Raw genomic sequence first — 13310 nt, 5'->3', positions numbered from 1 at the left:
CTTCACCTGTACATTTTTCCCTGCATAATACCATTATAACAACTACAATAACAGAAGCACCAGAATGCACGTTCACGCAGTGCATCTTGCATTAACGTGTAGTAAAACACCAACCGATTGAAGCTTCACTTTATATTGTTCCTTCAGATAGTTAGTAAACCATTATTAATTAATGCTTTAGAATTTACAAAGATCAATGACATTGAGAGGATAGGCATTGGTGTGCAAGAGTAAAATCTCCTTTTGAATATTCCTAGTAACAGAAGATTTGCTTTTGTAATTGAATGAGAAATAAGTAATTTCGAACAATATATTATATTTGATATATTTTTTATACGTAGTATACTAAGTATATAAACATGATGTTTTCAAAAATTAACATTAATGGGGATTTTGATGGTTTAATAATACATCATTTAACCTTTGCTTAAATTGGAAAGCCCATTTTTGGAAATGAGTATTTTTAGTGACTTTCATATAAAAAGGAGATTGGAAAATGGCATATTTATTACAAGTTGATTTTAAACATGAAGGACCTTATGGGGATGAAATGGCAGATGTTTATTCTGATTTAGCTAAAAGTATCAATGAAGAACCAGGTTTTCTTTGGAAAATATGGACAGAGAATCAGCACTCGAATGAAGCAGGCGGAATTTATATTTTTGAGACTAAAGAAGATGCTGAAAAATATGTAGATAAACATACAAAAAGATTGAGTGGTTTCGGAATCACACATGCGAATATGAAAATTTTTGAAATTAATGACAAGCTTTCTCAGATTACTCAATCACCTTTAAAATAACCAACTAAGGCACCAATTAAGGAAGATAGTAACCGAACCCATTTGTGTGAATACAAAGAACTCTAAATAAGATGAGAGGACACTCGCAAAATTATCTAGCTAAGAATTGATAAACAACCTTCATATACTTGATTGCAATGTGAGAGTTGGCCCATTTGCTTTTGATTAGCCATATCACAAAGGTATATAATTATCTAAAAACCTTGGCCTGCACTTCGGACCAAGGTTTTCTGCATAAATGGCAGAATTTCGTTATCTATTTCATATTTAATTAACTCAATAGATTCTTTTTATGTCTTTATCACTAATATAAGGTCGTATTTCATAAATAAAGCATAACTGTTACTTCAGGGAGATTTCAAAATGCTTTCTCTCTCTTGAATACCACAAGTTCATATCACTCACTTCTACATAATAATTCCCATAAAAATCACTCATAATTTAATAATTCAAAGGATTTAAGCTGTTATAAAATCTTTATAACGTAATTCGTTTTTGAGGTGAAACGAACAAAAATAGTCCTCCCATGATCCTGCTCTAATTCAACCATACATTCCCTTTCATAACCTCATCATTCCATTATGATACTTACTGTTTATTTTTTTAAAAACTATATGTCGTACAATCAAAGAATCTTGATTATACGATGAGATATATCTTTGTGAATTTTAATAATGGACTTCCAAAATATTAAAAGGTGTACAGCATGTATTGGGTATATATGTAAGATTTATATAATAATAATATTGAAGGGTTTAAAGATTAAATGGCGCGATACCGTGAAAAAAATTTAGAATTATTTATGTTAGCACATTATATTGATGTACAAGCGATATTTTCCGATACAAAGACATATTTACGGAACCAAATACTCAATCTTGGAGGTAATGTAAAATGACATTTGTAATAACTTCACCATGCATAAAAGAGCTTGCAGCGGAATGTGTAGATGTATGTCCAGTAGATTGTATTTCAAAAGGTGATAATCAATATTTTATTGATCCAGATATATGTATTGATTGTGGTGCTTGTGAATCAGTTTGCCCTGTAAAGGCTATATTTTATGAAGATGATGTACCTGAAGAAGAAAGTGAATATATTCAAAAAGCAAAATCATTCTTTGGAACTAAATCATGATAAGTGAATACTCGCGTAACACCAATCATGAAAAATTGACAATAATTTGAAGATCAAATAGTAAATATTAATTAAGAAAGTAGCTGTTTCGAAAAGTAATATTTTTTCGGATCAGTTTTTTTGTATTTTTGGTCTATATCAATAATACCTTATCCTTTTTAAGTTTCAATTAAGTTGTTATCCCTTTTTAATAAAACTTATTTGTTATGTAACTTCCTAGAAATAAAACTGAAAAAAATCATTGGTAATATTTTAAGAAGTGGTTTTTTTATGGGATATATTGTGAATATTCGAGGGGGAGAAAGATGGAGTCACACATAAAAAATGCTTTAAGCGAGTGGAAAAAAGAAATTAGTGAATTATTAAATGTGATTGAAAAAGAATATGAAGAAGTTAAACGTGAACTTCAAGTTTATTCTTATAAATTCAATATTACTAAACAAGTAGTACAATCTACTATTAATGATGAAATTATTCGAGACATACGCGATCTCTATCATAAGCCCTTTGAACAAAAAGTAAGCCAATTGAAAGAATCCATAAAAGAACTGGAAGAAAAGAAAAAAGTATTTCAGATGTTTGTTGATAAAATTGAAAAGGTATGTGAAAAAGAAGAAGAAAAGCCTTATGTTTCAGTCATATAAGTAAAGTAGTAGGAATTATTTGTATTACTGAAAAATATTTTTAAATGGGATATCTAATCGTTGAATCTTATCTCCTAAAAAACACGAATTCTTCTTTTGCTCGTATTTGCGAAAACATGTGATAGACAGTTGATTCAACAGTTCTTTTAGTTGAGTGAGGATGTCCCAAAAGGGTCAGTCTCTTTGGGTCATCCTCACTTGGTCTTTTCAAATATTTAGAGGAACATTGATACGGTACAAAAGGGAAGGATTAATCTATTCCTCTTAGTTTGTATTTTGTTTAAATACATAAATATCTTCAGCTCCCAGTGCTTTTGAAATAGCACTCGTCAAACTGTGTGATCCCTCTGCATCATGTCCGGCCTCCCATAGCATCATTCCACCGAAACCATGATCAAGTGCTAACTTTATTTTCTTTTGCACGGTCTTGGCACCATTATAATGGTATGTCGTTCCATTCATATTCACGGTATCGTGTTCAGCATTATCTGGATTATTTTTGATGATTGCCGCATAGGTGATCTGCTTAACGGAAGGATCTTCTGGCTGAGCATAAAAGGGAACGCCCAATACAAGTTTTTCTTTTGAAAGATTATGAGTATCGAACAGGCTAGTCCAATAGTTTACGATATTCTCATTAAACGGGTAAGGAGACAAGTTGGCAGCGTCATACCCACCATCCCACTGACCGTCATAAGCCATAATATTTACATGGTCGACATATTCGAACATTGATGGTTCATACAGGACACTATTGATTTCAGCACCAGTAACACTGTTCACTTTAGCTTGAACTGCAGTGGACAGTTCTTTATTTTTATGATGAAGTTTATCACTTAGTTCTTTGATGAAACTAGCTAGATGTTGAGCATCTTCCAAAGAACGTGGGTGTTCAAAATCGATATCTATGCCATCTAACTTTTCCTGGACCGTTATACTCACAAGCTCATTGACAAGTTTATATCGCGATGTCGGGTTAGCAATCGCCGTCTTAAAATACTCATAGGATTCTCCACCCTGGATGTGAAACCATCCGCCTACGGCTAGCATAATTTTTGTATCATGCTCATGCGCTTTTGTCGCCATTATCCGTAGGTTATTCAAAGCCACTTCTCCATTAAGCAAAAGACCACCGTCCTTTGTCGGATGGGCGAAGGAGAATATAATATGTGTCAAATTGTCGTAATCAACCGCATTTGGATCTCGAAAATCCTGAACATAGCCAATTAACACTTTTGCTTGTTCCATGTCTAACCTGGGCATTTGCTTAGGTTCCGGCTTTATTGCTGATTCGGTTGCTTGTTTCATTTTCAAGTTTTCTTGCTGATTGTTAGTAGAAAATAATATACCTGCAAAAAATCCTCCTGTGAAGGCTATGACCAATACTAGAGCAAGAAGGAATTTAAGATTATTCATAGATGTATACCTCCCCATACTTATTCAACATAAGAATTGTATCAAGAAAGTCGATAAGTAGGGGATGGTAAAATCAAACATAACATATTTTTAGAGTAATAGAAGGAGTGTAAGCGAATAGGAAAAAATGAAATGAATTATACAATATAATAAAATTCGTTTTTAATCTTGCACGTTATTTAAGCAAAGCATCCGCCCACGGAGTATATGCTGCAGATTCAGATACTCATTATCCTAAATATTTAGGTGTTTCTAGTGTTGAACAATGATAAATAGAAATGGACAATAACATTGTATCTAAGATTGTCTATACCTTCTTAGAACTCATTAATGGGTTGCGCTCAATTTGGTGTATCTGCTATAGAAAAGAGTGTTTCCAACAACTAAACAACACGGTACTACTAATAAGGGGATTTCGCCTAGATTTTAAAATTAGGCTATGTTAAACAATATTGTTAATAAAACGATTTTGGTCTCATTCTTCTGAAACCGCAGTTTCAGAAGAATGAGACCAAAATCAAAAACATTATAAACATAGCCTAAAAATAAATAAGCTCGATCAAATTAAACAGGAGTCCTAGCCTTTTTCTTAAGATTTTAGCTGCCACCATTTTTTCTTCTTTTCTTTAGTTGCTGCGGCATCACGATAGGTTGATATCATCACTTTAAAGACCTCTTCAATTTTTTGTATTTCACCTGTCGATTGTTTTAGTTCGTTAAGAGATTCAATTAAATCATCCTGTCTAGTATCGAATGATTGCGTGATATGTCTTATATCATCCTTTGCTTCATTAACTGTTTGAGAAACTTTTTCTAGTACATTCTGATTCTCTATTTCAGCAACTTTTACAGTCAGATCCATTCGCTTTGAAAGCTTTTCGAAAGTAGCTTTCGAATCCTTCACAATGTCACCAGAAAGGGTTGCGAATGTTTCAGAAGTACGTTCCGAAGCTTTCATAACCATTTCCGAAATTGCATGAACTTCCACTTTTCTCTTATCATCAGATCTCTGAATTGATTTAGAAATATCTTCAACAGTTTGAAAGGAGGCGTTTATAAACTCATTTTTGATCTCTTCAATGAGTACATTACGGCTTACCACCATCTCATTTTTGATTTCTGATAATAGATTCTCCTTAAATGTTTCCAAAGCAGTATTAAACTCCAGCATATTGTCTGTCTGACGACTCTGTGATGTCTGAATGGATGTCTCTTCTGCTGGCTGAATCGTCATTTCGAACGATTCGGAAGTAGGTTCCGAATCGTTTTTCATATGTTTTTTTAATAATGAACGAATCATCCCTTTACTTACATCTTGTTCACGCATCTCTTTTATTTTATTAAGCAGTGTGATCTCTTTCTCTGTATAATATCTAGCACCTTGCTTCGTACGAGGAATAATAAGAAGACCTTGTAAATCTCTTTCCCACTGTCTAATTGTCCCTGTTGGAATATTTATTTGCTTCGAAACCTCATTAATCGAATAGGCTCTTAAAATCTGACTATTGTTCATATCTCCATTCCTTTCTATTTTGCAACTTAATTTGGGCTAATTTAAGTTATATTCTTTATTGTGGTTCTCTTTTTCCTGCTACATGACAAAAGCTTTCAAAAGAAGGGCAGATTCAACAAAAAGCGTTGATTTAATGCGAAATTCGCCGCTTATTTTCATCAAAAGGGCCCAGATTAGAAAACATTTATAACCAATCAATTCATCAGACATAATAAATTTGACATAATTGACCACCACTTAAACGACCACCTGATTTAAGCAGATGATCGTTTAAGAAGGGGAATATTAAGAAACATTTTTCATAATAATGCAGGAGAATGAGGAATGGAATAAACATTCGTCACACCAAAAATAAAAAAGTGGCCCTCTGTTTTTCGATTAGCAAATGGGGTCAGCCACGTTTTGACCAACTATAAAAAGAATAGATTAGAGTTAAATAGAGGGTATATCCGATCAATGAATAAATATGCTTCCATGAAACGCTATGAACAAAAAGACCATAGACTTCCGCTTGTTTTTCACCAACAGACATTAACATACTAAAAATGATAATGAGCCCTGCTTTTTTCCATGCGTTCACTTTATTACAGGCATAAAGAAAGACACTAATTAACAAGGGGAGGCCAATCAAAGTAAACACTATATTGATTGAAAAGACCGTTGACATGGGCCTAATAGGAAAGGAATAGAAGCCTTTTCCTATAAAATATAGATCGAGGTACGTTCCTAATAATGAGCCAAGCAGGACTGATGGTAGGAAATTTGAACTATTATTAATCCAAAAGGGAAATCGCCTTTTTTGTGATTGCCGCGAACTCAAGTCTTTCGAGTGTTTTACAATATTCATGTTTAATCTCTCCAACTATATTTTCTTTAGAATTGATTAAGTAATAGATTATCCTCCAATCTTTGTACCAGTCAGCAATTCCTGCACGTATATGCATTCGATTCTTCCATACAAATATTAGTTTAGGACTATAGAATCTCGTTGAACCTGGTAACAGTTGGCATGATTTTATCCTTGTTTTCAATAGTCTACTTGGAGTTTCTTCATCTACGTGATTAAATATATGGGGCCAATAATCCATTCTAGAACCAGTATGAGGAGTTGAATTCGCCCATTTTTCTGTCATTTTTAAGCGCTGGTCATCACTAAACAAAATGGCATACAATTGTTTCCCTAGTATGATCCGCTTATGTAAATTCTCAAAATGATGTAGCGTTTGGCCAGCTACCTTCACCGTCCCATCCACTACATAAGGAAATAGAATATGATTCAAGGAAAGGAAATCCTGTAATTTAAATTCTAATTTGCTGAAAACTTCTTTTTTAAAAGTAGGATTTTCAAGCACTCTTGATTCTAGATAGCTTTGTTCATTAATGATAAGACTAACAGTTAATATATATGGATCATGTTCACGCCAAAAATGATGCCAAATCGTTTCCATAAAAGTTGACACGTGTAAATGCTTTAACAGATAAAATAAGTTCTGTCCGTTTTTTTTACTTTCTTCGTATACCAAAAATTGCGGGAACGCATCTTGAAAAATCAGCCAATTTCCTCGTTCTAAAAATGTGAAAAATGAATCCACCTCATTTTTTGTCAATAGTCTTGGTAGTAATCCACCTTTTAAATCCGTCATATTCCATCCGCCATTTCGAGAAACCATATGTCCTAAAAAAGCCCAATGGATTTCCGGATGCACATTATAAAAGTCAAGATAGGCTTTCGTCCTTGTGACATTATTTTTATTCAGAATACATGTTTGAGCTTTGATTTTCTGGACAAGAGCTGTTTCTTTCGGTGAAAGATTTTCATCTTTGAAGGATTTTTTGCTTTTATTCTTCAATTCTTTCTTTAGTTCCATAAGAGGTTCAGGGAGTATTACTTTTTTCTGATTCATGATCTTATTCCAAATGATCATTACCTCCTTGGGCAAATTCACTCGAACATCTATGAATATATAGCTAATGTGGAATGTTTAAAGGTAAGGAATGGATATAGTAGTAACCTGAGGGCTGGCATTCTCCCGATAGATCGTGGAATTAGCCCTTGAAAACCGGAATATCCACTAATTGTTATATGATCATTCTATTAAGGTCATTAGAAATTCATGATGAAAATTTAATGAAATAGCTTACAGAGCGGGATTTAAAGCAAACAAGAACAAATGCTTTTTTATGATGAACTCGCGGGGAACTAACATTAGCTATAGAAATATATTACGCTAGTGATAGCTAAGCATATAGTGATGTTGAACTATTGGTTATCATTGAGTTATAGGGATTCAGACGAATAGATTCGTTTGATTATACGGAAACTCCAGATTTATCTACAGTAAATGAATGAATTTTCTTGGGTACTAGGATAAAAACCGAACGAATTCCCTTTTTTTTATAAAAAAATTCGTTTATAATGATTTAAACTAGACAGAGGGGGAAATTCATTTGTATCAATCAAAAAAAATCCTTTTATTAGGATCAGGTGAATTAGGAAAAGAAGTCATCATTGAAGCGCAAAGGCTTGGCGTTGAGACGATTGCTGTTGACCGATATGAACATGCACCTGCTATGCAAGTGGCTGATCGAAGTTATGTGATTGATATGTTAGACCCACAGCAAGTTCGAAAGATTGTCGAAACTGAAAAACCAGATTTGATTGTACCGGAAATAGAAGCCATTGCTACATCTGAACTTATTAAATTGGAAGATGAAGGCTTTCGTGTAATTCCTACAGCACGAGCGACCATGCTAACGATGGATCGCGAAGGTATTCGTCGCTTAGCTGCTGAAACTCTTAATCTTCCTACTGCTAAATATGAATTTGCCGACACGTATGAAGAATTTGTACAAGGGGCACAAGAAATCGGTTTTCCCTGCGTGATAAAGCCTCTTATGAGTTCTTCAGGGAAAGGGCAAAGTGTTTGCCGCTCTGAAATAGAATTAGAAGGATGCTGGAAGGTCGCGCAGAATGGAGGCAGGGTACAAAACGGAAGGGTGATTATTGAAGAGTTCATTCATTTTGATTCGGAGATTACACTTCTGACTATACGTGCTGCAAATGGGACAATGTTTTGTGCACCGATTGGCCATATTCAGAAAGATGGTGACTATATAGAGTCCTGGCAGCCACATGATATGACGGAACAACAAATCCAAGAAGCTAAAAAGATTGCCAAAACCATTACGGATGAGCTTGGGGGATATGGAATATTTGGGGTAGAACTTTTCCTTTCGGGGGATCATGTTTATTTCAGTGAGGTATCTCCGCGTCCGCATGATACCGGTTTAGTCACTCTTGTTACCCAAAATCTATCGGAATTTTCCCTGCACGTTCGAGCGATTTTAGGATACCCAATCCCTACAATTAATCAGGTTACACCTGGTGCCAGCCGTCCGTTAAAAGCAGCAGAAGAATTAAATACTTACAAAATTGGTGGGTTAGATGAGGCGTTAGCTGTACCTAATACAGAAGTTCGAGTATTTGGAAAACCAGTAACAAAGGTTGGTCGCAGGGTTGCAGTTGCTCTAGCTACTGCAAATAGCACAAAAAAAGCGCGGGAGAACGCGAAACAAGTATTGGATAAGTTGAATGTCCTAAAGTAGTTTGACATTAGAGAAGACACAAAAAACGCGCTAAATAAAAAAGCAAGGTTGTGGCAAGATCCAACTCCTTCAATGAATAACCAATCATTGAAGGAATTAAAATCATATAATATTAATAGAATCCAATAACAAACAAATACTATAGTTTGCTAATACATTAGATATCCCCAAACATGACAGTCAAAGATAATCTGGAGGTCGCCCCCAGAGTGTTGAAAAAAGAGCCATCCAGTATAATCTAACAACGAAGTGCTGAGCTTCTGGAGAAAGTTGGGCTCTTTAATCGGGCAACGGCTTACCCAGCAAATCTTTCGAGCGGCCAAAAACAAAGGATAGCCATTGCCCAAGCTCTTATAATGAACCCCGATATTCTACTGTTTGCTGAGCCACTTCTGCCTTGGATCCGGAATCTATCGGAGAAGTCCTGCAAGTAATGAAGCACTTGGCTGCAGAACCCATGACTATAATTGTAGATATCCATGAGATGGAGTTCGCTAAGGAAGTAGCAAACCGGACCATTTTTATAGATAACGGGGAAATTATCGAATCAGGACATCCAGCCGATTTGTTTACGAATCCTCAGTTCGACCGAACTAAAGCCTTCTTAAACCGTAGTTTGAAATAAGAAGATAATGCTCATCTTGAACTAATTTTTGCTGCTGTATTGGGGATTTAATTATGCCAACTATCCAGCTGTTTTGCCATTTGATTAGATTAATAAAAAATAATGGACTCTTTAGAAAAGCAGAATCTCTTTATTACAGAAATTCTGCGTTTTTCACCTAATAAAGCCTCTAAAATTATTTTTAGTGTAAAAAATAATTGGTGTCTTGTGTTAAAATATATAAATAAAGGAAAAGGGTAGAGATCCTATTTTTTAACTGATATTTGTGTACTACATATAAAGGTGTTTAGATTAATCATATAAAATGTCAGATATTCTTTCAAAAAGATTGAAAGCGCTTTTATTTTTTGATAATCTTTATTAAACATACATAGAGTGAAAATTCAGATAATATTTAAAATTTAATAGCTGGAGGTCATCATACTTGGATGAAATTTTAATTGTTGAAGACGATGCAGATATTCAGAAGATTTTATCAATGAATTTATCACTTGAAGGGTTTGCCTATACGATTGCTTCAACTGGAATGGATGCTATTAAAAAAGTTCGGGAAAAAACACCAGATCTTATTCTTTTAGATATACAATTACCCGATATGAATGGAATTGATTTATGTCAGCAACTGAGAGAAATGACAGCCGTACCCATCCTGTATGTAACCTGTAATAATGAAGATAAGGAAAAAATTCTTGCTTTTGCAATGGGGGGCGATGATTATATTGAAAAACCCTTCAACTCAAGAGTTCTAATCGCCCGCATTAAAGCCCACTTAAGACGAAATTCAATTAATCACAATCAAAATACGTTGAAAAAGCAAATCACTTTTGATGATATCGTCATCGATCTATCAGCTCGGGAAGTAAAGCGAAATGGACAAGTGATTGAATTAACAGCAAAGGAATTTGAATTGCTTACTTTTTTTGCCCAGCATCCAAATCAAGTATTTTCAGCGGAACAGCTTTTAAATCAAATTTGGGGATATGATTCGTTTAGTGAGAAAAGTACGATTATCGTTCATATTTCAAACTTGAGGAAAAAGATTGAGGATTATCCAGTAAACCCAGCCTACATTATTACAATGAGGGGGGTCGGCTACAAGTTTGTTCAAACGTCCATTTAAGTTAAAAAAATCCCACTATTTTAAAATATTAGCATTTACAACAATGATCTCTTTTATTCCCTTTGTTATGATCGCTGCATACAGTATGTATCAAGGAAGCAATCTATCAAATCAAATTATGAAAGATCAAATAGCCAATACCAAAAAAGAAGTTTTATCACAAAAACTCTTGTATTTACAAAAAGAAACTCAAAATTTGAATACAGATTTGCACAATCTCGAAAATACATTAAGATTAATTCAAAAACAAGCTGAAACTATTTATAGTCGGCCTAATCTAGCTCTTTCAAATGAATTACATGTAACGAAGGGAAAAGAGGGTTACTTGTGGGAAACATTTGACGATAAATATGAAAAAACAAATGTTTTTATTAGTTCGAGATCAAGCGATTTGGTTGATACAGTAACAAATGAACTGAAAATAGCAAAGCAACTTGAACCATTGTTCGTTCAAACGATGGAAAATGAAACGATGATCAATGCCGTATACTTAGCGTTACCTAGTTCTTCTTGGTTATATTATCCGTTTTTAGACGTTGAGGCTGCCATTTCTTCAAAAAAATTTGCACCTAATCTGCGTTTTCAAGATTATGAATTTTATACAGTTGCTTTAAATCCACAACGGAAAGTAAAATGGACGAAACCTTATATATGGTCGGCTAAACCTATGGGGGATGTAACGAAAGAGGATTGGCTAATATCAGTCGGGGCACCCGTTTATTTGAATTCCGTCGAATTTAAAGGAATGGTAGGTCTAGATGTACCCATTGAAAACATTACAAACAAATTAATGGACGTCAAATTCAGTGAACCAAACGCCTTTGCCTTTTTAATTGATGATAAAGGTAATTTTATTTCGGGACAAACGAAAGCAGAGGGGATCGAGGAGAACGTACCCCTTATGAATAGCGCTATAAAAAATAAAGAAGGCATCTTGCCAATAACCTATTCCAATTCAGAAGCGTATCTTTTATCTTCATCATTAAATAACGGATGGCGTCTCAATTTTATCATTTCAGAATCTGATATTGTCGAACCAATTGTCAAAAGTACAGAGGCACAAACGAATAAGCATATGCTGCTTTTTTTATCTCATCTTTTAGTATTTTTACTTTTCGGAATCATTATTCTTTTATATATGACCTACCGTTTTTCACGAACAATCACCCAACCAATTGATCAATTAACTACTGCGCTAAGAGAAAGTGCAGACGGCAATTTTGTGAAAGAACTTCATATTGAGCAAGAAGATGAAATTGGTAACTTGGCGGTAGCGTTTAATTTTATGAACCGAAAAATCCAAGAATTAATTGGGGAATTAAACTTAAAAGCTCATCAACTGGAAGACAAAGTGTTAGAGCGAACGAAAGAGTTGGAAAATGCTAATGAACGGTTAATTAACACAAACCAACAACTTCAAGAATCTGAGAAACGGCGAAAAGAATTTATGTCACAGATTTCTCACGATTTAAAAACGCCATTAACGTCCGTAAGAGAATACACGGAAATCTTAGTTAATCATCAGCTACTTCCTGAAATCCAGAAAAAAGAAATTATGAATTCCATACTACTACGCAGTAATCATATTATCCAATTAATTAATGACTTATTTGATATGAACACGGATGATGATGGAGATTACGTAAAAGAAGTCATTCCGTTTGATTTCTTGATAGAGCAATCGTTAAACATGATTGCGATCCGATCAGAAGGGTCCGATATTGAAATTACTAAAAACTATGAAGTAGGTTCATTGTTCATTTTTGTTGATCCTAAGAAAATGAATCGCGCCTTTATTAACATTTTAGAAAATGCCATTAAGTATTCAAAATCAAAAAGTGGTAAGAAAATTAAAATAGACATTTTTGCCTACCAACAAAATGAAAACTTGATTATTAAGTTCAAAGATTACGGAATTGGTATATCGGAAAATAATAAAGAAAAAATATTTCTTCCATTTTTTAGAGAGAAAAGAACAAGTACCGAAAAAATTCAAGGAAATGGATTAGGTTTGCCTATCGTTCAAAAAATTATTACCCTACACGATGGACATATTTTAGTAGAAAGTAAAGTAAGTGTAGGAACGACGATTACGATTGTGCTGCCATTAGTAGAGCTATCAGACTTTTAAGCAATATAAGTAACTATTTAGCAAATGGAGGGAAATGCCCATTACATTAATACAAAATGTGACTTTAGAACAACATTAAGTTTTTATTCCGACAACAAACGTTGAAACATTTAACAAACTAGATTTCTTGTTTACAATTGACGAATTAAGGGTGCCCAAATAAAAAGGTTAGATTCACATTTCCTATATATCGTTTATTTAACGCGTGATAGCATACTAAACGGTTTATAGAGTGTGAGGACAGGCTTTTTGGGACACCCTATTTTTTTGTTTAAGTGTTCGATATCATTTCATCCGTCGACATGAATCCTGTAAA

General features: G+C 34.1%; 10 protein-coding genes and 1 pseudogene. 7 read left to right on the top strand and 4 right to left on the bottom strand.

Annotated features, from left to right (window positions below):
• Positions 1-496 precede the first annotated feature (496 nt).
• The 3 genes from JNUCC23_RS11630 to JNUCC23_RS11620 all read left to right on the top strand — a co-directional run bounded on the left by JNUCC23_RS11630 (position 497) and on the right by JNUCC23_RS11620 (position 2583).
• Positions 497-802: a monooxygenase gene (locus JNUCC23_RS11630; protein WP_454211577.1), complete on the top strand. Its 306-nt coding sequence runs from the start codon at positions 497-499 to the stop codon at positions 800-802.
• A gap of 894 nt (positions 803-1696) precedes the next feature.
• On the top strand, positions 1697-1939 hold the full coding sequence (locus JNUCC23_RS11625; RefSeq protein ID WP_062179489.1) for an indolepyruvate ferredoxin oxidoreductase subunit alpha: 243 nt from the start codon (positions 1697-1699) through the stop codon (positions 1937-1939).
• 305 nt (positions 1940-2244) lie between these two features.
• Positions 2245-2583: a hypothetical protein gene (locus tag JNUCC23_RS11620; protein WP_454211575.1), complete on the top strand. Its 339-nt coding sequence runs from the start codon at positions 2245-2247 to the stop codon at positions 2581-2583.
• A gap of 264 nt (positions 2584-2847) precedes the next feature.
• Here JNUCC23_RS11620 and JNUCC23_RS11615 read toward each other — a convergent pair whose 3' ends face one another.
• The 4 genes from JNUCC23_RS11615 to JNUCC23_RS11600 all read right to left on the bottom strand — a co-directional run bounded on the left by JNUCC23_RS11615 (position 2848) and on the right by JNUCC23_RS11600 (position 7437).
• Complete coding sequence (locus tag JNUCC23_RS11615; RefSeq protein ID WP_454211573.1) at positions 2848-3999, bottom strand: glycoside hydrolase family 18 protein; 1152 nt, start codon at positions 3997-3999, stop codon at positions 2848-2850.
• A 589-nt stretch (positions 4000-4588) separates the two neighbouring features.
• On the bottom strand, positions 4589-5512 hold the full coding sequence (locus JNUCC23_RS11610; RefSeq protein ID WP_454211571.1) for a MerR family transcriptional regulator: 924 nt from the start codon (positions 5510-5512) through the stop codon (positions 4589-4591).
• Between the two features lie 391 nt (positions 5513-5903).
• Positions 5904-6359 (bottom strand): CBO0543 family protein, encoded by a 456-nt coding sequence (locus JNUCC23_RS11605; protein WP_403071354.1) that lies wholly within the window; start codon positions 6357-6359, stop codon positions 5904-5906.
• Positions 6286-7437: a DUF2515 family protein gene (locus tag JNUCC23_RS11600; protein ID WP_454211568.1), complete on the bottom strand. Its 1152-nt coding sequence runs from the start codon at positions 7435-7437 to the stop codon at positions 6286-6288. The genes JNUCC23_RS11605 and JNUCC23_RS11600 overlap by 74 nt, the downstream gene beginning before the upstream one ends.
• 523 nt (positions 7438-7960) lie before the next feature.
• On the opposite strand from JNUCC23_RS11600, the gene purT reads away from it, so the two are divergent.
• The 4 genes and pseudogenes from purT to JNUCC23_RS11580 all read left to right on the top strand — a co-directional run bounded on the left by purT (position 7961) and on the right by JNUCC23_RS11580 (position 12994).
• On the top strand, positions 7961-9118 hold the full coding sequence (gene purT, locus JNUCC23_RS11595) for a phosphoribosylglycinamide formyltransferase 2 (RefSeq protein WP_403071361.1): 1158 nt from the start codon (positions 7961-7963) through the stop codon (positions 9116-9118).
• 167 nt (positions 9119-9285) lie between these two features.
• Positions 9286-9743, top strand: a pseudogene (locus JNUCC23_RS11590) (ATP-binding cassette domain-containing protein); the annotation flags it as partial.
• 424 nt (positions 9744-10167) lie between these two features.
• Positions 10168-10863 (top strand): response regulator transcription factor, encoded by a 696-nt coding sequence (locus tag JNUCC23_RS11585; RefSeq protein WP_403071364.1) that lies wholly within the window; start codon positions 10168-10170, stop codon positions 10861-10863.
• On the top strand, positions 10844-12994 hold the full coding sequence (locus JNUCC23_RS11580) for an ATP-binding protein (RefSeq protein ID WP_454211566.1): 2151 nt from the start codon (positions 10844-10846) through the stop codon (positions 12992-12994). Before JNUCC23_RS11585 ends, JNUCC23_RS11580 begins: the two co-directional genes overlap by 20 nt.
• The last annotated feature ends 316 nt before the right edge of the window (positions 12995-13310 follow it).

This window comes from Peribacillus sp. JNUCC 23, assembly GCF_053653995.1.
This window is presented reverse-complemented; position numbering and strand designations above follow the sequence as displayed.